At 53.6% G+C, this 20,694-nt stretch carries 22 protein-coding genes, 1 tRNA gene and 1 pseudogene; 17 read left to right on the top strand and 7 right to left on the bottom strand.

Going from position 1 to position 20,694, the window contains the following annotated elements:
- Positions 1 to 3 precede the first annotated feature (3 nt).
- From ACIP6T_RS18220 to ACIP6T_RS18280, 13 genes and pseudogenes are all read left to right on the top strand, one after another.
- A complete protein-coding gene (locus ACIP6T_RS18220) occupies positions 4 to 912 on the top strand; it encodes a baseplate assembly protein (RefSeq protein ID WP_400458288.1) in 909 nt (302 codons plus the stop codon).
- Entirely contained in the window at positions 905 to 1,513 is a 609-nt protein-coding gene (locus tag ACIP6T_RS18225; RefSeq protein WP_400458289.1) for a phage tail protein I, read from the top strand. Before ACIP6T_RS18220 ends, ACIP6T_RS18225 begins: the two co-directional genes overlap by 8 nt.
- Positions 1,510 to 2,241: pseudogene (locus ACIP6T_RS18230) on the top strand (phage tail protein); the annotation flags it as partial. The gene ACIP6T_RS18225 and the pseudogene ACIP6T_RS18230, both read left to right, overlap by 4 nt.
- A gap of 12 nt (positions 2,242 to 2,253) precedes the next feature.
- Complete coding sequence (locus tag ACIP6T_RS18235) at positions 2,254 to 3,558, top strand: tail fiber protein (protein WP_400458566.1); 1,305 nt, start codon at positions 2,254 to 2,256, stop codon at positions 3,556 to 3,558.
- 9 nt (positions 3,559 to 3,567) lie between these two features.
- Entirely contained in the window at positions 3,568 to 3,972 is a 405-nt protein-coding gene (locus tag ACIP6T_RS18240; RefSeq protein ID WP_400458290.1) for a tail fiber assembly protein, read from the top strand.
- A gap of 118 nt (positions 3,973 to 4,090) precedes the next feature.
- On the top strand, positions 4,091 to 5,260 hold the full coding sequence (locus ACIP6T_RS18245) for a phage tail sheath protein (protein WP_400458291.1): 1,170 nt from the start codon (positions 4,091 to 4,093) through the stop codon (positions 5,258 to 5,260).
- A gap of 12 nt (positions 5,261 to 5,272) precedes the next feature.
- Positions 5,273 to 5,782, top strand: coding sequence for a phage major tail tube protein (locus ACIP6T_RS18250; RefSeq protein ID WP_200536650.1), 510 nt, complete (start codon positions 5,273 to 5,275; stop codon positions 5,780 to 5,782).
- A 64-nt stretch (positions 5,783 to 5,846) separates the two neighbouring features.
- Positions 5,847 to 6,122: a phage tail assembly protein gene (locus tag ACIP6T_RS18255; protein WP_400458292.1), complete on the top strand. Its 276-nt coding sequence runs from the start codon at positions 5,847 to 5,849 to the stop codon at positions 6,120 to 6,122.
- 32 nt (positions 6,123 to 6,154) lie between these two features.
- A complete protein-coding gene (locus ACIP6T_RS18260) occupies positions 6,155 to 6,280 on the top strand; it encodes a GpE family phage tail protein (protein WP_400458293.1) in 126 nt (41 codons plus the stop codon).
- Positions 6,270 to 8,732 carry a phage tail tape measure protein gene (locus tag ACIP6T_RS18265; protein ID WP_400458294.1) on the top strand — a complete coding sequence of 821 codons (2,463 nt, stop codon included), beginning with the start codon at positions 6,270 to 6,272 and terminating at the stop codon, positions 8,730 to 8,732. Before ACIP6T_RS18260 ends, ACIP6T_RS18265 begins: the two co-directional genes overlap by 11 nt.
- 3 nt (positions 8,733 to 8,735) lie before the next feature.
- Positions 8,736 to 9,263 (top strand): phage tail protein, encoded by a 528-nt coding sequence (locus ACIP6T_RS18270; RefSeq protein ID WP_211727751.1) that lies wholly within the window; start codon positions 8,736 to 8,738, stop codon positions 9,261 to 9,263.
- Entirely contained in the window at positions 9,260 to 10,447 is a 1,188-nt protein-coding gene (locus tag ACIP6T_RS18275) for a phage late control D family protein (RefSeq protein WP_400458295.1), read from the top strand. Before ACIP6T_RS18270 ends, ACIP6T_RS18275 begins: the two co-directional genes overlap by 4 nt.
- A gap of 68 nt (positions 10,448 to 10,515) precedes the next feature.
- Positions 10,516 to 10,743: an ogr/Delta-like zinc finger family protein gene (locus ACIP6T_RS18280; protein WP_200536656.1), complete on the top strand. Its 228-nt coding sequence runs from the start codon at positions 10,516 to 10,518 to the stop codon at positions 10,741 to 10,743.
- Between the two features lie 46 nt (positions 10,744 to 10,789).
- On the opposite strand, the gene ACIP6T_RS18285 is transcribed toward ACIP6T_RS18280, so the two are convergent.
- The 3 genes from ACIP6T_RS18285 to ACIP6T_RS18295 form a co-directional block, all read right to left on the bottom strand.
- Positions 10,790 to 11,194 (bottom strand): hypothetical protein, encoded by a 405-nt coding sequence (locus ACIP6T_RS18285; RefSeq protein ID WP_400458296.1) that lies wholly within the window; start codon positions 11,192 to 11,194, stop codon positions 10,790 to 10,792.
- A gap of 157 nt (positions 11,195 to 11,351) precedes the next feature.
- Positions 11,352 to 11,427 (bottom strand) — tRNA-Ile (locus tag ACIP6T_RS18290).
- A gap of 187 nt (positions 11,428 to 11,614) precedes the next feature.
- Positions 11,615 to 12,400 (bottom strand): SDR family NAD(P)-dependent oxidoreductase, encoded by a 786-nt coding sequence (locus tag ACIP6T_RS18295; RefSeq protein ID WP_400458297.1) that lies wholly within the window; start codon positions 12,398 to 12,400, stop codon positions 11,615 to 11,617.
- Positions 12,401 to 12,533: 133 nt separating this feature from the next.
- On the opposite strand from ACIP6T_RS18295, the gene ACIP6T_RS18300 reads away from it, so the two are divergent.
- The 3 genes from ACIP6T_RS18300 (at position 12,534) to ACIP6T_RS18310 (ending at position 14,481) form a co-directional block, all read left to right on the top strand.
- Positions 12,534 to 13,121: a TetR/AcrR family transcriptional regulator gene (locus tag ACIP6T_RS18300; protein ID WP_400458298.1), complete on the top strand. Its 588-nt coding sequence runs from the start codon at positions 12,534 to 12,536 to the stop codon at positions 13,119 to 13,121.
- Complete coding sequence (gene mug / locus ACIP6T_RS18305; RefSeq protein WP_400458299.1) at positions 13,118 to 13,633, top strand: G/U mismatch-specific DNA glycosylase; 516 nt, start codon at positions 13,118 to 13,120, stop codon at positions 13,631 to 13,633. The genes ACIP6T_RS18300 and mug overlap by 4 nt, the downstream gene beginning before the upstream one ends.
- An 89-nt stretch (positions 13,634 to 13,722) precedes the next feature.
- Positions 13,723 to 14,481, top strand: coding sequence for a substrate-binding domain-containing protein (locus ACIP6T_RS18310; RefSeq protein ID WP_400458300.1), 759 nt, complete (start codon positions 13,723 to 13,725; stop codon positions 14,479 to 14,481).
- A 48-nt stretch (positions 14,482 to 14,529) separates the two neighbouring features.
- Here ACIP6T_RS18310 and rpoD read toward each other — a convergent pair whose 3' ends face one another.
- The 3 genes from rpoD to rpsU all read right to left on the bottom strand — a co-directional run bounded on the left by rpoD (position 14,530) and on the right by rpsU (position 18,736).
- Positions 14,530 to 16,371, bottom strand: a complete 1,842-nt coding sequence (gene rpoD, locus ACIP6T_RS18315; RefSeq protein WP_097095968.1) for an RNA polymerase sigma factor RpoD — start codon at positions 16,369 to 16,371, stop codon at positions 14,530 to 14,532.
- A gap of 285 nt (positions 16,372 to 16,656) precedes the next feature.
- Entirely contained in the window at positions 16,657 to 18,402 is a 1,746-nt protein-coding gene (dnaG, locus tag ACIP6T_RS18320; protein ID WP_097095969.1) for a DNA primase, read from the bottom strand.
- A 118-nt stretch (positions 18,403 to 18,520) separates the two neighbouring features.
- Entirely contained in the window at positions 18,521 to 18,736 is a 216-nt protein-coding gene (rpsU, locus tag ACIP6T_RS18325; protein ID WP_008103436.1) for a 30S ribosomal protein S21, read from the bottom strand.
- A gap of 281 nt (positions 18,737 to 19,017) precedes the next feature.
- Between rpsU and tsaD the strand changes: the two genes are divergently transcribed.
- Positions 19,018 to 20,031 (top strand): tRNA (adenosine(37)-N6)-threonylcarbamoyltransferase complex transferase subunit TsaD, encoded by a 1,014-nt coding sequence (gene tsaD, locus ACIP6T_RS18330; RefSeq protein ID WP_400458301.1) that lies wholly within the window; start codon positions 19,018 to 19,020, stop codon positions 20,029 to 20,031.
- Between the two features lie 29 nt (positions 20,032 to 20,060).
- Here the strand turns inward: tsaD and plsY are convergent, their stop codons facing one another.
- Complete coding sequence (gene plsY, locus ACIP6T_RS18335) at positions 20,061 to 20,660, bottom strand: glycerol-3-phosphate 1-O-acyltransferase PlsY (RefSeq protein WP_097095971.1); 600 nt, start codon at positions 20,658 to 20,660, stop codon at positions 20,061 to 20,063.
- Positions 20,661 to 20,694: the final 34 nt, after the last annotated feature.

The raw sequence follows: 20,694 nt of genomic DNA on the forward strand, positions 1-20,694 counted from the left end.
AACATGGCAACAATTGACCTGAGCCAGTTACCCGCGCCCGACGTGGTGGAAACTCTGGATTATGAAGTGCTGCTGGCTGAGCGAAAAGCCACGCTGGTTTCGCTGTACCCTGAAGAACAGCAGGAGGCTATTGCGCTGACGCTAACGCTTGAATCTGAACCCATCGTGAAGGTGCTGCAGGAAAATGCCTATCGTGAAGTGATCCTGCGACAGCGCATTAACGAAGCTGCGCGTGCCGTGATGGTGGCTTATGCGATGGACGATGACTTAGACCAGGTTGGCGCTAACAACGGCGTTGAACGCCTGATTATCACACCGGCAGACGATACCACCATTCCGCCCACGGCGGCTGTGATGGAGGGTAACGACGATTTTCGCGCCCGTATCGCGGGGGCTTTCGAGGGGTTGAGTGTAGCAGGGCCGACGGGCGCGTATGAGTATCACGCCCGCAGTGCAGACGGACGCGTGGCGGATGCATCAGCCATCAGTCCGTCACCGGCTGTTGTCACGGTCACCATACTGGCCCGCGAGGGTAATGGAATCGCTGCAGATGATTTGCTGGCTGTGGTCAACGCCGCGCTTAACGATGAAAACGTGCGCCCCGTTGCTGATCGGGTAAATGTGCAGTCGGCAACCATCGTCAGTTATGAAATCGAAGCTGAGCTATATCTTTATCCGGGGCCGGAGGCGGAGCCAATCCGCGCCGCGTCTGAGGCAAAACTGATTGCCTATATCAGCACGCAGAAGCGGCTCGGGCGTGACATTCGCCTGTCGGCGCTTTATGCCGCCATGCACGTTGAAGGTGTGCAGCGCGTCAATCTGGTTAAGCCGGTCGCCGATGTTGTACTGGATAAAACGCAGGCCGCTTACTGCACCGGGTACACGCTAACCGTGGGGGGATCGGATGAGTGATCGCCTGCTTCCCACCGGCTCGTCTGTGCTGGAGGTTGCCGCTGCTGAAGCGCTGTCCAGTCTCAGCACCATGAACGTGCCGCTGCGCCAGCTCTGGAACCCCTACGAATGCCCGTTAGTCCTGCTGCCTTATCTGGCGTGGGCGTGGTCGGTTGACCGCTGGGATACTAGGTGGCCTGAATCCACGAAGCGCGCCGTTGTGGCGGCGTCCCGTACGGTGCATCAGAAAAAGGGAACCATTGGTGCAATCCGCCGCGTGGTGGAGCCGCTCGGCTATCTGATCCGCGTCATTGAGTGGTGGAAGACCAACGAGACGCCTGGCACGTTCCGTCTTGATGTCGGCGTGCTGGATACCGGCATCACGGAGGAAATGTATAACGAGCTGGAGCGGATGATTGCGGACGCCAAACCGTGCAGCCGTCACCTCATTGGCCTGTCCATCAACCTCGATTCATCCGGGCCGTTTACCGTTGGCGCAGCCTGTTACACCGGCGACGAGCTGACGGTTTATCCCTATACCCCTGAAACTATTACCGTGGGCGGCACCGGCTATACAGCCGTGGCGCTACATATCATTGACCTGACGGAAGTGCGCGCATGACGACAAAATATTATGCCCTGCTGACGAATCTCGGCGCAGCCAAGCTTGCAAACGCCGCCGCGCTGGGTACCAAGTTGCAGATTACACAAATGGCGGTGGGCGACGGTGGCGGCACGCTGCCAACCCCTAACGCCACGCAGACCAAGCTTATCGGTGAACAGCGCCGTGCTGCGCTGAACTCACTGAGTATTGACGCGGCTAACAGCAGCCAGATTATTGCCGAGCAGGTTATCCCGGAAACTGAGGGCGGCTTCTGGATACGTGAGATTGGCCTGTTCGACGCCGACGGCGTGCTGATTGCCGTAGCAAACTGCGCCGAGACCTATAAACCCCAACTGCAGGAAGGCAGCGGGCGCACGCAGACCGTGCGCATGATCCTGATTGTCAGCAGCACGGATGCTGTAACGCTGAAAATCGACCCGTCGATTGTGCTGGCAACGCGGCAGTATGTTGATAACGCGGTCATTGAGGTGAAAGCCTATGCCGATGACCTGATGGCGAAACACATTGCCGCCGCAGACCCGCATACGCAGTATGCACCGAAGGCCAGCCCGACGCTGACCGGAACGCCGAAAGCGCCGACGCCCGCTGCATCGAAAAACGATACGCAGATTGCGACCACTGCGTTCGTTCAGGCGCAGTTCAAGGCGTCATTAAGTAGTGACATCAGCAGCGCGAGTGAAGTACTGGCGGCGACGCCAAAAGCAGTTAAAACAGTTAATGATGCGGCTTTTAAGGTAATGGGTAATATCGCATCCAGCGATAATATTAATAATTATGGGCCATCATTTCAGGGTGTTTGGGGGGTTAGTTCAACCGCGCAGGCAGCAAGTACTGGATTGCCTGATTCACAGCAGGGATACCTGCATGTTACCCCCTACGGATATTTTGGATGCACGCAGCGTTTTACTACCCGACTCGGTTACGAGTATGTGCGCCAATTAACAGCCGCCTGGAATGGAACTAATGGTCCATGGGATGTCTGGCGAGCTGTGGGATATCAGACAGCAGCGGGTTATTTTTCCGGCGACCTTAACGCGCTGGTGTATCCGGGTAAGCTTTCGGTAACTACATCCGCACTTAATCTACCTGCGAATATAGTCGGTAATGTAACTGTGGAGCTTAGGAGCAGTGGAGAGGTGCTCCAAACCTACCGTAGCGTATCGGTATCAGCAGGTAATGCTGACAGGGAATGGAAGCGCACGGGGAACGGTGCTGGCACAGCCTGGACCGCGTGGACAGAGACTGCCACGGTAGAATTAGTTAAGGGGTGGGGTCTGGGCGTGAGCAGTACTACTGCGCCAAATTACATCTTTAATCCGGCACAGTCTGGCAACACAACGCCAACACAGTTTGTGAATGCCAAAACATCGGACGATCAATCAGTGGCTCACAACCCGGTGAGTGGTGAAGAGTTTGCGGGTGTCAACATTCAGCGTGACTTACGCCCAATTCAGGTGGGGGTTTCAGGGCGTGGCCCGGCGGCTTCCCTTTGGTTTCGGGGCTACAGTACAGCAGGTTCACTGCTTTCTGACTGGAAGCAGGTAATTACTACTGCTGATGCAGCCTCTGTGGCGGCTAAGGGGGTAGTTAAATTATCGAACGCGACAAACAGCACAAGTCAGGAATTGGCAGCTACCCCCAAAGCAATTAGTGATGCCATTGAATTGATTAAAGCGCTAATGGGTACTGCAGCGGGAAAAAATATAGGCGTTGCCGCTGGGCAGATCCCCGACATGAGCTTCTTTGAAGCATTGCTGACAAACCAATCTGGGTATCAGAAGTTACCGGGTGGGTTGATTCTTCAGTGGGGAACGGCAACCGGTACAGGTTCGCTGTTGCGGGCAACTTATGGTGTAGCATTTCCGAATATTGTTTTTCAGGTGTTGTTTACCATGGCGGATAAGACCGCGGGCACACTGTCTGGATTAACCCCATTCTCAAATGCTTCATATCTCACGAATCTTGCTCAGGCGACATGCAATCTTGCGGGTACTGATGCGCAGGGGAATGCTTCCTGCCGTTACTTCGCGGTAGGAATGTAAGGGGTAAAAATGAAATATTTCTCACCATCAACCAGCGGTTTTTATGCATTAGAAATTCATGGCGATAATATGCCTGCTGATGTAATTGAAATTTCAGATGACCGCTGGGCGGAGCTTCTGAAAGGGCAGGATTACGGTAAGTGGATTGAGCCAGATGCTGATGGAAATCCGGAATTAACCGATCCGCCGCCACCAACTCAGGAAGAGTTAGTGAAAATTGCGGACCAGAATAAATCCACTCTTCTTGAGCAGGCGACTGAAGCCATCAAGCCGTTGCAGTACAGCATTGATATTCAGGAATCGACTGAAGAAATTGAAACGAAGCTGAATGAATGGAAAAAGTATTACGTCCGGTTGAGCCGCATTGATACTTCGGGTGCGCCTGATATTGTCTGGCCTGAAAAGCCAGAGTGACAAGATAAGCCCTGCGGGGCTTTTCTTTTGTCCGCTGAACCATGAGCAAACCGCAACCGCATGCACCGCACCAACTGACCTGACACCCTGAGCACACCTTTAACCAGGAGTGCAACAGATGGCAGATTATCATCACGGTGTCCGCGTCGTCGAAATCAACGACGGCACGCGCACCATCTCCACCGTATCAACTGCAATTGTCGGCATGGTCTGCACCGCTGAGGATGCAGACGCGGCGACGTTCCCGCTGAACACGCCGGTACTGATTACCAACGTGCAGGGTGCAATCGCAAAAGCTGGCGTGAAAGGCACGCTTGCGGCTTCCCTGCAGGCAATCGCCGATCAGTCTAAACCCGTCACCGTCGTGGTGCGCGTGGCTGAAGGCGCAAGCCAGGCCGAAACTATTTCCAACATCATCGGCGGAACCGACGAGAACGGGCAATACACCGGCATGAAAGCGCTGCTTACGGCGCAGACTCAGCTCGATGTGAAACCTCGCATTCTCGGCGTTCCCGGCCTCGACTCGCTGGAAGTGTCTACCGCTCTTGCCAGCATTGCGCAGCAGTTGCGCGCCTTCGCCTACGTGTCCGCGTGGGAGTGCAAAACCATTTCCGAAGCCCGCCTGTATCGCCAGAACTTCAGCCAGCGTGAGCTGATGGTCATCTGGCCTGACTTCCTCGCGTGGAACACCACCACCAATGCGTCTGACACCGCATACGCCACCGCGCGTGCGCTGGGCCTGCGCGCCAAAATCGATAACGACACCGGCTGGCATAAAACCCTGTCGAACGTTGGCGTAAACGGCGTGACCGGTATTTCGGCGTCGGTGTTCTGGGATCTGCAGCAGGTCGGCACCGATGCAGACCTGCTGAATGAGGCGGACGTCACTACGCTAATCCGCAAGGATGGGTTCCGCTTCTGGGGCAACCGCACCTGCAGTGACGATCCACTGTTCCAGTTTGAGAACTACACCCGCACCGCGCAGGTGCTGGCTGACACCATGGCAGAGGCGCACATGTGGGCGAATGACAAGCCACTGACGCCGGTACTGGTGAAAGAAATCATCGCAGGTATCAACGCGAAATTCCGCGAACTGTGCAACGCGGGTTATCTGCTGGGCGCAACCGCCTGGTATGACGAAAGCGCCAACGTTAAAGACACCCTGAAGGCGGGCAAACTCTTTATCGATTATGACTACACGCCGGTTCCGCCGCTGGAAGACTTGACGTTACGCCAGCGCATTACCGACAGCTATCTGGCGAACTTCGCCGCATCCGTTAACAGCTAAGGAGCCGGATAAATGGCAATGCCACGCAAACTAAAGGCGATGAACCTTTTCAACGACGCTAACAGCTATCAGGGCGTGGTGACTGCCGTCACCCTGCCAAAGCTGGCACGCAAGCTTGACCCGTTCCGTGCGGGCGGCATGAGCGGCGCGGCGTTTATCGACAACGGTCTGGAAGACGATGCCCTTGATATTGAATGGAGCATCGGCGGTATGGATGAGCTGGTGCTCACGCAATGGGGCGCGTCCGATATCCCGCTGCGCTTCACCGGCTCTTACCAGCGCGATGATACCGGGGAGGAGATTGCGGTAGAGGTGGAGGTGCGCGGTAAGCACCAGAACTTCGACTTTGGCGAATCAAAGCCGAGTGAAGACACCGAAGTGAAAATCACCAGTAAAAACACGTATTACAAGCTGACGTTTAACGGCAAAGCGCTGATCGAAATCGACACCGTGAACATGGTTGAAATCGTCAACGGCGTTGACCGTCTGGCGGCGCGCCGTAAAAACATCGGCCTCGTTTAACCCTGATGCCAGCGCCAGAACGGCGCTGGTTCTTCCCTGACTACAGTGAACAGAGCAAACCACTATGGAAAATGAAAACATCGTCGTACTGGAAACCCCGCTCAAGCGTGGTGAAACTGAAATCAAGCAGGTCGAACTGATGAAACCTAATGCAGGTTCCTTACGCGGCGTGCGCCTTTCAGATATCGCTGGTTCGGATGTGGACTCGCTGATCGTTGTGCTGCCGCGCATCACCGTTCCGTCGCTGACCAAGGCCGATTGTCTCAACCTCGATCCGGTTGACCTGATTGCGCTCGCTGGCAAGGTGATTGGTTTTTTATCCTCGAAGTCGGACGAATAGACTGGCCTAAAGGCCTGACGGTCAATGACCTGATGGCCGATATTGCCACGATATTTCACTGGCAACCTTCCGAAATGAATGCGCTGCCATTAGCCGAATTACTGGACTACCGGCATAAGGCCATGATCCGCAGCGGAGTAAACCCGGATGAGCAATAACCTCAAAGTTCAGGTGCTGCTGAACGCGGTAGACAAAGCCACGCGCCCGTTTAAAACTATCGAAAAAGCTACCAAGGGCTTAACCTCTGAAATCCGCCAGACGCAGACCAGCATCAAAGAGCTGGACGCGCAGGCCGCAAAAATCGATGGTTTCCGTAAGGCGAGTGCGCAGCTTGCTGTCACTAATCAGAGTCTGAAGGACGCGAAGGCTGAAGCGGAGTCGCTGGCGGTGGCATTTAAAAACACCGAGCGACCCACCACGCAGCAGGCCCGCGCACTGGAGAAGGCGCGACAGGCCGCATCTGAACTGCAAACCAAATCCAATACGCTGCGCCAGTCGGTGCAGCAGCAGCGACAAGCGCTGACCGAAGCGGGCATTTCTACGCGCAGCCTCAGTACTGAACAGCAGCGGCTCAAATCTGCCTCGGCACAGGCAGCTGTCAGCCTGAGCCGCCAGAAGCAGGAATTACAGCGGCTGAATGCACAGCAGGAACGGCTCAATCAGACCAGTGAGCGTTACCGTCGCGGGCAGGAATTATCGGCAAAGGTACGCAACGTTAGTGCTGCTGGGATTGGTGCCGCGACAGTGGGCGGTATGGCGGCGAAAACCTTGCTTACGCCGGGGTTTGATTTCGCTCAAAAAAACTCAGAGTTACAAGCAGTGCTGGGGCTGGCTAAAGACTCTGCCGAGATGACCGCACTGCGTGCGCAGGCTCGCCAGCTCGGCGATACCACGGCGGCGTCCTCAGACGATGCGGCAGGCGCACAGATCATTATCGCAAAAAGCGGCGGTGATGCCGCAGCCATCCAGGCAGTAACTCCAGTGACTCTTAACATGGCACTCGCTAATAAGAGAACCATGGAGGAAAACGCCGGGCTGCTGATGGGTATGAAATCAGCGTTCGAACTGTCGAATGACAAGGTTGCACACATCGGCGATGTGCTTTCGATGACGATGAACAAAACCGCTGCAGACTTTGACGGCATGAGTGATGCCCTGACCTATGCAGCGCCGGTAGCTAAAAATGCAGGAGTCAGCATCGAAGAGACTGCTGCGATGGTTGGCGCACTGCATGATGCCAAAATTACGGGGTCGATGGCAGGTACAGGAAGCCGCGCCGTATTGAGCCGACTGCAGGCACCTACAGGCCAGTCTTACAAAGCCATTTCAGAACTGGGCATTAAAACCGCCGACAGCAAAGGCAACACTCGCCCTATTTTCACCATCCTCAAAGAAATGCAGGCGAGTTTTGAACGAAACAAGCTCGGCACAGGCCAACGTGCCGAGTATATGAAAACCATTTTTGGCGAAGAGGCGAGTTCCTCTGCTGCAGTGCTAATGTCCGCAGCAGCGTCAGGCAAACTGGACATGCTAACTGCGACGTTTAAGGCATCTGACGGTAAAACTGCTGAACTGGTTGGTGTGATGCAGGACAACCTCGGTGGCGATCTTAAAGAGCTGCAGTCTGCTTATGAGGCTATCGGCACAGACTTGTTCGACCAGCAGGACAGCGGCCTGCGAAAACTGACGCAGGGTACGGCGAACTTCCTTCTTACTATCGATAAATGGATTAAAGCCAATCCACAGCTTGCGAGCGGTATGGGTAAGATTGCTGGCGCAGGGCTGATTATCATTGGCGTGCTGGGCGCTATCGGTCTTGTAGCGTGGCCCGTCATCGCGGGCGTAAATGCACTAATTGCTGGAGCGGCTTTGCTCGGTACCGCTTTTAGTGTCGCAGGCGGTGCTATAGCGACTGCGCTGGGTGCTATCACATTGCCGGTCGTCGCAGTGGCGGCGGCAATTGTCGCCGGTGCGCTACTGGTACGGAAGTACTGGGAGCCCATCAGCGCATTCATCAGCGGTTTCGCCGAGGGATTTACCGCAGCGATGGGGCCAATTGGCGAAGCGTTTGGATCACTTACGCCAATATTTTCTGCTGTAGGCGACAAAATCAAAGAGTTGTGGGACTGGTTCGGCAAGCTGCTGGAGCCAGTTAAATCAACGCAAACCGAGTTGGCTGCTGCCGGTGACATGGGGAAAAAATTTGGCAACATGCTGGCGGAAGCGCTGAAAATTCCAGGGCAAGCACTCGACCAGTTGCGCAGCGGCATTGACTGGGTGCTGGAGAAGCTCGGGATTATCGATACCAAATCTGATGGACTCAAAGACAAAGTTCCTTCCCCCGATCCGATAGCAACAGGCGGGGCGGGCGTGGATACGGACGGGCTGCAGTACAACCTTGCATGGGGTGGAGCACCGTACAGGCCAGTCACGGCACCGCCAGCGGGAGGTGGTTTCACTGACCGCAGCCAGAATAGCTATCAGTATGATATCAACATGCATGAAGGGATGACGAAGGACGATGCGCTGGCATTGATGGCGCAACATCAGGCCAAAGAGCAGCGCAACCGGCAGGCACAGAACCGCAGCAAAATGGGCTGGGAGGATTAAACGATGATGATGATTTACGGCATGATGCCGTTTATGAGGCAGACGCTACCTTATGGAGAGCTGCAGCAGAACATCGACTATCGCTGGCCCACAAATAACCGGTTTGGCCTGCGACCGGCAGCGCAGTTTATCGGGCCGGGTGATGAAAAAATCACGCTGTCTGGCGAGCTGCGCCCGGAGATAACAGGGGGCGCCATTTCCCTGATGACGGTTCGCCTGCTGGCTGATCAGGGCATGGCGTGGCCTCTTATTGGTGGCAGCGGCATGATTTACGGCATGTACGTAATCGAGAACATTTCAAATACGCACAGTGAGTTTTTCCCGAACGGCGCAGCCAGCAAAATCATGTTTACACTGAGCCTTAAGCGCGTGGATGAATCACTGACGTCAATGTTTGGCGATCTGAATCAACAGGCCAGCGGGCTAATCAGCGGAGTCAGTAATCTGCCAGGTCAAATCACATCGGCTATCAGCAGCGTGAAGTCGGCGGCGGGCAGTCTGATTTCATCGGCTGGAGGTTTACTGGGATGACGGGAATCAGTGGCCTGCCGGTGCAAATGGGCGCCCGGCTAATGCCTGACTTTATGCTCAAGGTTGACTCAAAGGATATTACGACCAGCGTCAAAGACCGCCTAATATCACTCACCCTGACAGACAACCGCGGATTTGAAGCTGATCAGCTGGATATTGAGCTGGACGACGCAGACGGCAAACTTGCAATGCCAGTGCGCGGCGCTGTTGTGACATTGTTTTTGGGATGGAAGGGGCAGGCGCTTATCGGTAAGGGTAGTTTTACCGTTGATGAAGTGGAGCACCACGGCGCGCCGGATACCATGACCATTCGTGCCCGCAGCGCCGACTTTCGCGGTACGCTAAATTCCCGCCGTGAAGTGTCTTACCATGATACAACCCTTGGTGAAATCGTGATGCAAATTGCGGGGCGTAATAAATTGCAGCCTATGCTGGCAAGCGGATTTGCCGGGATCGCTGTGGCGCACATCGACCAGACACAGGAGACAGATGCGAAGTTCCTGACGCGGCTCGCTACGCTTTATGGTGCTGTTGCAGCCGTGAAGGCTGGCAGGCTGCTATTTATCAAGCCGGGGAACGGCGTAACCATAAGCGGAAAACCCATCCCTCAGATGACCATCACGCGCAGCGATGGCGACCGGCATAGCTTTAGTATTGCTGACCGTGGGGCATATACCGGAGTGTCTGCGAGCTGGCTGCACACTAAAGATCCAAAGCCGAAGAAGGTGAAGCTTCAGCGTAAACCGAAAGAGCGGCATCTGCGTGCGCTTGAGCATCCGGCAGCAAAAAAGACGAAAGCCAAAGCAGTTAAAACGCCGGAGGCAAAAGAGGGTGATTATCTTGCAGGAAGCGAAGATAACGTATTCACGCTGACAACGGTTTATTCCAGCAAGGCAACAGCAATGAGAGCAGCTAAGGCCAAATGGGAAAAGCTACAGCGCGGTGTGGCTGAGTTTTCGCTCACGTTGGCAATGGGGCGTGCAGACCTTTACCCGGAAACGCCGGTAGAAGTTAAAGGATTTAAATCGGTGATCGATGCGCAGCCATGGCTTATCAGCAAGGTGACGCACAGCCTTTCAAGCGGAGGATATACAACACAACTAGATTTCGAGGTGCTGCTGTCTGATGTTGAGTATACGGCTGAAGAAGATGGGGAAGATTCAGAAAATGATGATTCACAATAAGTGAATCTTGTTGCTCTTTTTGTGAGTGTGGGGTATTAAACCTACGAGCCAACAGGGAGACGCCACCAATGATGCATTGTCCGCTTTGCCAGACCGCCGCGCACGCTAAAAGCAGCAGATACATTTCTAAAGAAACGAAAGAGCGCTATCACCAGTGTCAAAATATTAACTGCAGTTGTTCATTTAAAACTCATGAGACGTTGGCGATGATTATCGTTTCTCCAGGGCAAGTTAACCCAGTGCCCATCTTTGCCAGTAATGGTGGGCATCAAAGTCAACCTTCACTGCTGCACTAATTTTTCAAAGAAATAAGCCCCGCAATGCGGGGTTTTTTAATGAGTGCTATTTGGCTTTATAGAGATGAGTGTTGCTTAGCATTTTTACTTCCGCAGGTTTCTCCATTAAATCACCCATTTCTTTGCAGACGTTAAGCGGGTTTTCGAATGAATAACCAGAAGCTTTGAATTTATTAACCACGTTGATTTGTTTGATGCCGTTCAAATAATTTGCAGGGGCATCCTTTGTCCAAATTGGTGTGCAAGTGTTTGAAATAAGGAGGCTGTAAACTTCTGAAGAGACATTTTTATCAGGTAAAGCAACTGTGATTTGATCGTCTTTCTGGCTGATCTCTGTTGGTTGCCATGGCGCAAGTTTCTTTTTCAAGGTGACTATATCAGTCGACTGCGCTGAAACAGAGAGTGATGTTGCTAGTGCTGTGCCCAAGATAAAAGCGTTCAAGCGTTTCATTTAGAGTCCTTCTAAAGGGTGATAGCTAAGCGCTGATTGCCAGCTTTGAAGGGGTGGCGGCAAAAAATCCATCGCCATTTCATCGCCACCGCAAAACACATAAACAAAAAAACCACCGTGAATGGTGGCTTAAGTTACTGTTATAACTACTTAAATTTGGTGGCCCCTGCTGGGTTTGAACCAGCGACCAAGCGATTATGAGTCGCCTGCTCTAACCACTGAGCTAAGGGGCCAGCGGAGCGGGGATTATAGAGTATCTTGATGGGGTGATCCAGAGTTCGCCATTTGGATGGTGAAAATTACAGCAATGGCTGACTCTTTGATCTCAAAAAGAAAAATCCATTATCCCACACCCTATCGATTATTAAGCGCTCAACCCTGATCGCTTTTTGAGACCAAACTGGTGCAAAAAGGCCGCCATTACGATAAATAGCGCGATGCAGGCTTGTTCAGCGAGATATACGGTAAAATGGCAATGCGTGCTTCGTCGTAGCGCTGCCACAGGCTGATATCCTCTACTGACGGAATCGTTACCAACTCACCCGCATCTAATCCGCTAAGCGCTGCGGATACCAAATCATCCACTTCCATCAGCATCTCCGCCGGAAGATCGTTGATAGATTTGCCTGCACGTTCGAAGATTTCGGTACGCGTTAAGCCTGGCAGCACCGCCTGCACTCGCACGCCGCTGTCGACAAGCTCACGGTTCATATTGCGCGTCAGAGAAAGCACGTAAGCTTTGCTGGCGTTGTAGGCGCTGTTCGCGGATTCACTCACCAGCGCTAATACCGAAGCGATATTCACAATGGTGCCGCTGCGGCGAGCACGAAATACCTGCGCAGCACTGTGCGCGAGTTGGGTCAGTGCCGTGATATTTAAGGTCAGCATCGTCTGGATCTGGGCAATGTCACCTTCAATAAATTCGCCTTCTACCGTCATACCGGCATTGTTCACCAGCATCGTAATCTGCGTATTTTCATGGATTTCACGGTCAACTTTCTGCAAGTCAGCGTGATGGGTGAGGTCTGCGGCTAATACGTTAACTTCCACGCCATGCTCATCGCGCAGAGACTGGGCCAGCGCATTGAGCCTGGCCGCATCGCGCGCCACCAGGATCAGGTTTGCGCCGCGTGCTGCCAGTTGTTTTGCATAGGTTGCGCCAATACCGCTTGAGGCGCCGGTGATCAAAGCCAGTTGTTGTGACATAGTGGTTTCCTTGAAATGACGGTTATCATATTTACGTGGTTAAATATGACGCCCATCATATACGGCGTCAAGCTAGAATATGATGGGCGTAATAATTACACTGATTGTCACTAACGATGAGCGGATAAATGAGATGGAAAAGCTGAGCCATAAAGCGCGTACGCGGCAGCGCATTTTGGATGAGGCCTCTGTGGCGATGCGCGAGAGCGGGACGGAAGGCATTGGTGTGGCGGCCCTGATGAAGCGCGCAGGGTTAACCCACGGAGGATTTTATGCCCACTTCGCCTCGCGTGAGGAGCTGGTGAAAGCCGTCATCTCTGAGATGTTTACAGACTCAGCGCGACGCTTCGCGGATATCACCGCGCTTCAGGATCCGGCACAGCGGCTTAATCAGCTGGTAGATAACTATCTGTCGGAGCATCATTGCCGCACGCCGGGTGAAGGCTGTCCGATGCCCGCGCTGGTGAGTGAAATGGCACATTTACCAGAGGATACGCGCGCGCTTTTTTCCCAGCGACGTGAAGCCGTGCGCCAGCGTTTAGTACAGACGCTGCAGGAGTTGCATCACCCGCAAGCGGATGAGGCCGCAACCAGTATGCTGGCAGAAATGGTTGGCGCTGTGGCGCTGGCACGAGCCTGCGCCGATGACGATGAAGCGCGCACTTTGCTGGCTATGAGCCGTCGTTCGGTGAAACAACGCGCTGGTCTGGAGACGATATGAGCGAGCATGATATTCGCGATATTGTCGCCCCCGATTTACAGGTGCTGTTTTGCGGCATCAATCCGGGCAAATCTTCGGCGCACACCGGTTTTCACTTTGCCCATCCAGGCAACCGCTTCTGGAAAGTGATTTATCAGGCCGGTTTTACGCGTGAGCTACTCAAGCCTGAGCAGGAGCAGCGGCTACTGGAAACGGGCTGTGGCATCACAATGCTGGTTGAGCGTCCCACGGTGCAGGCGAATGAGCTTGATGGTCATGAGCTGCGCGACGGCGGCACGCGGCTACAGCAAAAGATCCTGCATTATCAGCCGCGTGCGTTGGCGGTATTGGGGAAAGAGGCTTTCCAGAAAGCGTTTCGACAGCGCAAAGTGGAGTGGGGTGAGCAGCCGCAAACTTTCGGCGCAACGCGTTTATGGGTGCTGCCAAATCCGAGCGGCTTAAACCGCGCAACGCTAGAGGAGATGGTTGCATTCTATCGTCAACTGCATGATTGGTTACAGAAAAAAGCGTGAGCTCGCTCCGTTAAGTGTGGTCCGATCGTTGTATCCCTCCGCGAACCTGTCTAAACCCAATCCTTTATGGCAATAAAAGGTGAGGGCAGATGAAACACATGATTGCGCTGGCAACGCTACTGCTGGCGACACAAAGTGGTGTGCAGGCCGCAACGCTTAAGGTGTTCAGTTCCGGCGGAATGTATCCGGTGATTGAAAGCCTGAAACAGGATTATCAGCAAAAAACCGGTAACAGTATTCAGCTGGAAGCGGCGCCTTCCATGGGAGATACGCCGCAAGCCATTCCCAATCGTCTTAAACGCCACGATAGCGCCGATGTATTAGTGATGGTTGATTACGCTATCAAACCGCTCGAGCAGGCCAATTGGGTGGATAGCCACAGCCATCAGGTTCTGGCGCATTCGTATATTGCCATGGCGGTGAAGCAGGGCAGCGGGCAGCCGGATATCAGCAGCGTCGCTAAATTCAAACAGGCGCTAACTGAGGCATCGAGTATTGCGGTGTCCGATAGCGCTAGCGGCAAATATATCCAAACCAAAATGCTGGGTAAGCTGGCATTGGGTGCTGAAACCGCAAAAAAAATAGCGGTGATCCCGGCAACGCCGGTCGGTGAAGCTGTCGCTCAGGGCAAAGCGGAACTGGGTTTTCAGCAGAACAGTGAATTAAAAGCGGTGCAGGGCATTACTATAGTGGGACTGATTCCGCAGGCTGTGCAGCAGGATACGCTGTATGGCGCGGTGATCACGCGTGACACGCAGCAAAAGCGAGCGGCGGCGCAGTTTGTGAAGTATTTACAAAGCGATAAAGCGCGCCAGATGATGCAGGAAAAAGGTTTAACGCCGTACTGATGGCAATAAAAAACCCCGGCAAGCCGGGGTTTTTCGTCTCGACATCGATTAATCGTCGAGGAAGCTACGCAGCACTTCAGAGCGGCTTGGATGACGCAGCTTACGCAGCGCCTTGGCTTCGATCTGACGAATACGCTCACGCGTAACGTCAAACTGTTTGCCGACCTCTTCCAGCGTATGGTCGGTGTTCATATCGATACCGAAACGCATACGCAGAACTTTCGCTTCACGCGCTGTCAAACCAGCCAACACATCGTGGGTGGCTGAGCGCAGGCTTTCCGAGGTAGCGGAATCCAGCGGCAGCTCCAGCGTGGTGTCTTCGATAAAATCGCCCAGATGCGAATCTTCATCATCACCAATCGGCGTCTCCATCGAGATAGGCTCTTTAGCGATTTTCAGCACTTTGCGGATCTTATCTTCTGGCATCAACATGCGTTCGGCCAGCTCTTCCGGCGTCGGCTCACGACCCATCTCTTGCAGCATCTGACGCGAAATACGGTTGAGTTTGTTGATGGTCTCAATCATATGCACCGGGATACGGATGGTACGTGCCTGGTCCGCGATGGAACGGGTGATAGCCTGACGAATCCACCAGGTGGCGTAAGTTGAGAACTTATAACCACGACGGTATTCAAACTTATCAACCGCTTTCATCAGGCCGATGTTGCCTTCCTGAATCAAATCGAGGAACTGCAGACCACGGTTGGTGTATTTCTTCGCGATAGAAATAACCAGACGTAAGTTTGCTTCAACCATCTCTTTCTTCGCACGACGCGCTTTCGCCTCGCCGATAGACATACGACGGTTAATGTCTTTCACCTGCTCGATGGTCAAGCCGGTTTCTTCTTCGATCTGCTGCAGTTTGTACAGCGAACGCATCACATCATCTTCGACTTCCAGCAGCTTCTCTGACCATGGTTTGTTCATGGCCAGTGCGGCTTTAAACCAGCTTGGGCTGGTCTCGTTGCCGGTAAACAACGTGATGAAGTTTTTCTTCGGCATTTTGCACAGTTCAATACACAGCTTCATGATCAGGCGCTCTTGCGTACGCACGCGCTCCATCATTTCACGCATATTGTTTACCAGGTAATCGAATTGCTTCGGTACCAGGCGGAACTGTTTAAACACTTCAGACAGATTTTGGATTTCAGCAACGGCGTCCGCGTGGCTGCGGCCTTTGGCTTTGATGACGGTACGCGTGGTTTCATACTGCGTACGCAGGTCGCCAAACTTCTCGCGAGCCAGTTCTGGATCGATGGAGTTGTCATCGTCAGAGCTGTCATCATCCTCTTCGTCTTCTTCTTCATCATCATCGCGATCTTCCTGCGATAACTCAGAACCAACGTGAGTTGCGGTCGGCGCAATATCTTCTTCCGCGTTAGGATCGATGAAGCCGATGATTAAATCGGACAGGCGAGAGTCGCCCGCTTCTACGCGATCGTACTGATCGAGCAGATAGGTGATCGCTTCCGGATATTCGGCAACAGAGCATTGAACCTGGTTGATACCGTCTTCGATGCGCTTAGCGATGTCAATTTCGCCTTCGCGCGTCAGCAGTTCAACGGTACCCATTTCACGCATATACATGCGCACCGGGTCGGTGGTACGGCCAATTTCAGATTCAACACTGGATAAAACCTGAGCGGCGGCTTCTGCGGCATCTTCGTCAGTGTCGGAGCTGTTCTCATTCAGGATCAGATCATCGGCATCAGGCGCTTCTTCTACGACCTGAATACCCATGTCATTAATCATCTGAATGATGTCTTCGATCTGATCGGAGTCGACGATATCTTCCGGCAGATGGTCATTGACCTCAGCATAGGTCAGATAGCCTTGCTCCTTACCACGGGTGACAAGTAGCTTAAGCTGTGACTGCGGGTTTTGCTCCATAAGACGGTATCCACACTTCTGTTAATTAGATTGGTGTCGGTCGGCGGCGAGCCAACTATAACAGTGAAGGCGTTGTGTTTTTGCCGCTGCCTACATCGCGGCCAGGGCTTTTGCCCTTCTATATTCGGCACTTAAGCCGCTTTTGTTCTTTCCGGGCCTGGCTTCGACGCCTACGGCCCTAATAGGGTGATGTTTCCGGCTTCGCTTATCGCGTCTAATAATCCGGAAATGACTGAGCCAAAATGCGGTTTTTAACGTGCTTGCAGTTCTGACCCAGTAAAAATCTTATTTTTTCGCTAATGCCTGGCTTAAAGCCCAGAACTCGCGACGTTCGATGGCGCTTAGGCCTTCCGTTCGCTCACGTGCGATTAATGCTTCAAGGCGCTGTTCGAGCGCGGAATCATAAATACTTGCCAGTGAATCCTGAAACACTTCTTCCGCCTCTTCATCCACTATCATGTGGTTCCAGGTGGCCAGTGTTTCAAGGGTCTGGCTAAAATTTGTCCCGCGATATAACTCTAGTAGCTGTCCGGTAGTCAGGCCAGGATTCTCTGTACAACGACTGACTAACTCCACAAATAGCGGTAAACCCGCCATTTTCGACTGCTCGAGTCCATCCAGTGTAGGCACGATGGAAGCAAATTGCGGATTCTGCACCAATAACGCAATCAACACGCGCATGGTGGTGCGCTTCAACGGTGGCGCCGTTGGTAGCACTCCGCTTTCGGCCAGCTTCGGCATCAGCTTGTCTAACTGGTTATCGTCAAGAATGCCGAGTTTGTTACCCAAAGTTTGACGCATATAAATGCGTAAGGTTTCACCAGGAATCTGACTAATCAGCGGCAGCGCCAGTGTCGCCAGCTTGGTCTTACCGTCACGGGTACTCAAATCCACCTGCGGCATTAAGCTATCGAACAAAAACGTGGAGAGCGGTGTTGCCTGCTCCATCCGCGCTTCGAAGGCTTCTTTGCCCTCTTTGCGTACCAGCGTGTCTGGATCCTCGCCATCGGGCAAAAACATAAAGCGTAGCTGACGACCATCATTCATGTATGGCAATGCGGTTTCGAGCGTACGCCACGCGGCCTCACGTCCGGCGCGGTCGCCGTCGTAACAGCAAATCACGGTATCGGTTGAACGATACAGCAGCTGAACGTGTTCCGCAGTGGTCGAGGTGCCCAGCGAAGCAACGGCATAATCGATGCCAAATTGCGCCAGCGCCACCACGTCCATGTAACCTTCTACCACCAGCAAACGCGCGGGTTGCGGATGATTTTTTTGTGCTTCATAAAGCCCGTACAGCTGGCGGCCTTTATGAAAAATGGGTGTTTCAGGTGAGTTCAGATACTTCGGCGTATCATTGCCCAGCACGCGACCACCAAAACCTATTACGCGGCCACGCTTATCGCGAATAGGGAACATCACGCGATCGCGAAAACGATCGTAGGTGCGGCCTGAGTCATTGCTGACCAACATGCCGGCTTCCATCAGTGATTCGCGATCGTCTTTTTGCTGGCCAAAGCGCTTCAGTACATTATCCCAACCGGCGGGCGCATAGCCGATAGCGAAGTGATCGATCACTTCCTGGCTGAGTCCGCGCGTGGCGAGATAATTCTGAGCAGATTGCGCTTGCGGATTCCGCAGGCTCTGTTGATAAAAGCCGTTCAGGCCTTCCAGCAACTGATAAAGACTTTGACGCTGATGGCGTTCCATTTGGCTGGGGCCGTTGCCCGCTTCATACGGCACTTCTAAGCCGTGAAGCGTTGCCAGCTCCTCAACGCTCTCAACAAATTCCAGACGATCGTGATTCATCAGGAAGTCGATGGCGTTGCCCTTGGCTCCGCAACCGAAGCAGTAATAAAACTGCTTCTCACCGCTGACGGTGAAAGAGGGGGTTTTCTCGTTATGAAAAGGACAGCACGCGTGATAATTCTTACCCTGCTTTTTCAGCTTAACGCGGGCATCGATAAGATCCACGATGTCCGTGCGGGCAAGTAAGTCGTTGATAAATACGCGTGGAATTCGTCCTGCCATAAGCCCCGATTTTTCAGCTCATAAACGACAACAAGCCGCGCTTCCTTTCGGAAAGCACGGCCTTTTACTTGACTCTGTCTGCGTTTATCACGCGGCGGAAGCGAACTTCCGCAAGAAATTAGTACAGACGAGTGCGGCGTGCGTTTTCGCGAGCCAGTTTCTTGGCGTGACGCTTAACTGCAGATGCTTTAGCGCGCTTACGCTCGGTGGTAGGCTTTTCGTAGAACTCACGGCTACGAACTTCTGCCAGAACACCTGCTTTCTCGCATGAACGCTTGAAGCGACGCAGTGCTACGTCGAACGGCTCGTTTTCACGTACTTTAATTACCGGCATGTAACTCTTACCTCGATAAAATTCGGTTTTTGCTGCTGACTGCGGCGCCAGCACATTTCAAAATGGTGCAGCATTTTACTCCAGCCGCGGCCGACTTGTAAAGCACCATGTATAATTTAGAACCAACAGGGGCATATGCCTTCGCGGCTGCCGGTTTTTTCAGGCCGTGGAGTATAGCGCACTCTTTATGCGACAGAAAAACACTTTTTCCTGGCCAAAGTGTCTGGGCTGTGATTTGGCTGTGCTACACTGCGCGCCGCAAGAAGAGGGTGATAAAAGCTATGCGAGTTCTGGGTATTGAAACGTCCTGCGATGAAACCGGCATCGCGATTTATGACGATGCGTCCGGTCTGCTGGCAAATCAATTATATAGCCAAGTGAAACTGCATGCCGATTACGGCGGTGTGGTGCCAGAACTGGCATCGCGCGACCACGTGCGCAAAACCGTGCCGCTGATTCAGGCCGCGCTGAAAGAAGCCGGTCTTGAGCCGCAGCAAATTGACGGCGTTGCCTATACGGCGGGGCCAGGATTGGTTGGCGCGCTGCTGGTTGGGGCGACTATTGGGCGTGCGTTGGCCTTCGCCTGGAATGTGCCGGCGGTACCGGTGCATCACATGGAAGGGCATCTGCTGGCGCCGATGCTGGAAGAGCATCCGCCGCAATTCCCGTTTGTCGCGCTGCTGGTTTCCGGCGGTCACACGCAATTGATCAGCGTGACCGGTATTGGTGAATACACTTTGCTCGGCGAATCGATTGACGATGCAGCCGGTGAAGCCTTTGATAAAACCGCCAAATTGCTCGGTCTGGATTACCCCGGCGGGCCGATGTTATCGCGTATGGCACAGCAGGGTACGCCAAACCGCTTCAAGTTCCCGCGTCCGATGACCGATCGTCCGGGGCTGGACTTCAGCTTCTCCGGCCTGAAAACCTTTGCGGCGAATACCATTCGCGAGCATCAGGATGACGAGCAAGCGCGTGCTGATATTGCCCGCGCGTTTGAAGATGCGGTGGTTGATACCTTAATGATCAAGTGCAAACGCGCGCTGGAGCAAACCGGTTTTAAACGTTTAGTGATTGCCGGTGGCGTCAGCGCCAACCGCACGCTGCGTGAGCGCATGGCTGAGATGATGCAAAAGCGCGGCGGCGAAGTGTTTTACGCGCGTCCTGAATTCTGCACCGATAACGGCGCAATGATCGCCTATGCCGGTATGGTGCGACTGAAAGGTGGCACGCGTGGAGAGCTTGGCGTCAGCGTGCGACCGCGCTGGCCGCTGTCAGAACTGCCCGCCATCTAAAACGAAAAACCGGCATCGCGCCGGTTTTTTTATTTCTTCTTTTTCCGCTTCCAGATCTTATTTTCCTGGCCGCGCCACAGGCGCTGGATGTTGTCGTGATGCCGCAACAGAATCAGGCAGGAGAGCATGGACACCGGAAAGGTAAACTGCGGCTTGAACCACCAGACATAAAACGGGGCGATCAGCGCGCTAACAATCGCACCCAGTGACGAATAACCGCTTAGCAGCACCGTCAGCAGCCAGGTGCCGGTCATCAAACCCGTTAAATCCCAGCCGATCGGTGCGATGGCACCGAAGGCGGTTGCCACGCCTTTACCGCCGCGAAAACGGAAGAATACCGGATAGATGTGGCCAAGGCAGGCGGCAATTGCCGTTAGGCCAAGATAGAGTGGCGCAACGTGCAGCAGATAAGCTATCCACACCGGAATCATGCCTTTCGCCACGTCGAAAATCAGCACCGCCGCCGCGGCAGCCTTACCACCAATGCGTAAAACATTGGTAGCGCCAGGATTGCCTGAGCCCTGCGTGCGCGGATCGGGTAAACCAGCCAGTTTACAAACCAGTATCGCACTGGAAATCGAACCGCAAAGATACGCGAAAATAATCATACCAAGCGCGATAGCACTCATAGCTTCGTACCGTTCCTTTTGGGTCGTTTTGTTC

The organism is Pantoea sp. NPDC088449, from assembly GCF_044753225.1.
Lineage (GTDB): Bacteria > Pseudomonadota > Gammaproteobacteria > Enterobacterales > Enterobacteriaceae > Pantoea > Pantoea floridensis.

Excerpts from the sequence above, each read along its gene's own strand:
- ACIP6T_RS18255 (WP_400458292.1), top strand. The coding sequence starts at position 5,847 with ATGGAAAATGAAAACATCGTCGTACTGGAAACCCCGCTCAAGCGTGGT.
- ACIP6T_RS18295 (WP_400458297.1), bottom strand. The coding sequence starts at position 12,400 with ATGTCACAACAACTGGCTTTGATCACCGGCGCCTCAAGCGGTATTGGC.
- ACIP6T_RS18300 (WP_400458298.1), top strand. The coding sequence starts at position 12,534 with ATGGAAAAGCTGAGCCATAAAGCGCGTACGCGGCAGCGCATTTTGGAT.
- tsaD (WP_400458301.1), top strand. The coding sequence starts at position 19,018 with ATGCGAGTTCTGGGTATTGAAACGTCCTGCGATGAAACCGGCATCGCG.
- ACIP6T_RS18225 (WP_400458289.1), top strand. The coding sequence starts at position 905 with ATGAGTGATCGCCTGCTTCCCACCGGCTCGTCTGTGCTGGAGGTTGCC.
- plsY (WP_097095971.1), bottom strand. The coding sequence starts at position 20,660 with ATGAGTGCTATCGCGCTTGGTATGATTATTTTCGCGTATCTTTGCGGT.
- ACIP6T_RS18270 (WP_211727751.1), top strand. The coding sequence starts at position 8,736 with ATGATGATGATTTACGGCATGATGCCGTTTATGAGGCAGACGCTACCT.
- rpoD (WP_097095968.1), bottom strand. The coding sequence starts at position 16,371 with ATGGAGCAAAACCCGCAGTCACAGCTTAAGCTACTTGTCACCCGTGGT.
- ACIP6T_RS18260 (WP_400458293.1), top strand. The coding sequence starts at position 6,155 with ATGGCCGATATTGCCACGATATTTCACTGGCAACCTTCCGAAATGAAT.
- rpsU (WP_008103436.1), bottom strand. The coding sequence starts at position 18,736 with ATGCCGGTAATTAAAGTACGTGAAAACGAGCCGTTCGACGTAGCACTG.
- ACIP6T_RS18240 (WP_400458290.1), top strand. The coding sequence starts at position 3,568 with ATGAAATATTTCTCACCATCAACCAGCGGTTTTTATGCATTAGAAATT.
- mug (WP_400458299.1), top strand. The coding sequence starts at position 13,118 with ATGAGCGAGCATGATATTCGCGATATTGTCGCCCCCGATTTACAGGTG.
- ACIP6T_RS18220 (WP_400458288.1), top strand. The coding sequence starts at position 4 with ATGGCAACAATTGACCTGAGCCAGTTACCCGCGCCCGACGTGGTGGAA.
- ACIP6T_RS18310 (WP_400458300.1), top strand. The coding sequence starts at position 13,723 with ATGAAACACATGATTGCGCTGGCAACGCTACTGCTGGCGACACAAAGT.
- dnaG (WP_097095969.1), bottom strand. The coding sequence starts at position 18,402 with ATGGCAGGACGAATTCCACGCGTATTTATCAACGACTTACTTGCCCGC.
- ACIP6T_RS18265 (WP_400458294.1), top strand. The coding sequence starts at position 6,270 with ATGAGCAATAACCTCAAAGTTCAGGTGCTGCTGAACGCGGTAGACAAA.
- ACIP6T_RS18280 (WP_200536656.1), top strand. The coding sequence starts at position 10,516 with ATGATGCATTGTCCGCTTTGCCAGACCGCCGCGCACGCTAAAAGCAGC.
- ACIP6T_RS18250 (WP_200536650.1), top strand. The coding sequence starts at position 5,273 with ATGGCAATGCCACGCAAACTAAAGGCGATGAACCTTTTCAACGACGCT.
- ACIP6T_RS18235 (WP_400458566.1), top strand. The coding sequence starts at position 2,254 with ATGGGTAATATCGCATCCAGCGATAATATTAATAATTATGGGCCATCA.
- ACIP6T_RS18275 (WP_400458295.1), top strand. The coding sequence starts at position 9,260 with ATGACGGGAATCAGTGGCCTGCCGGTGCAAATGGGCGCCCGGCTAATG.
- ACIP6T_RS18245 (WP_400458291.1), top strand. The coding sequence starts at position 4,091 with ATGGCAGATTATCATCACGGTGTCCGCGTCGTCGAAATCAACGACGGC.
- ACIP6T_RS18285 (WP_400458296.1), bottom strand. The coding sequence starts at position 11,194 with ATGAAACGCTTGAACGCTTTTATCTTGGGCACAGCACTAGCAACATCA.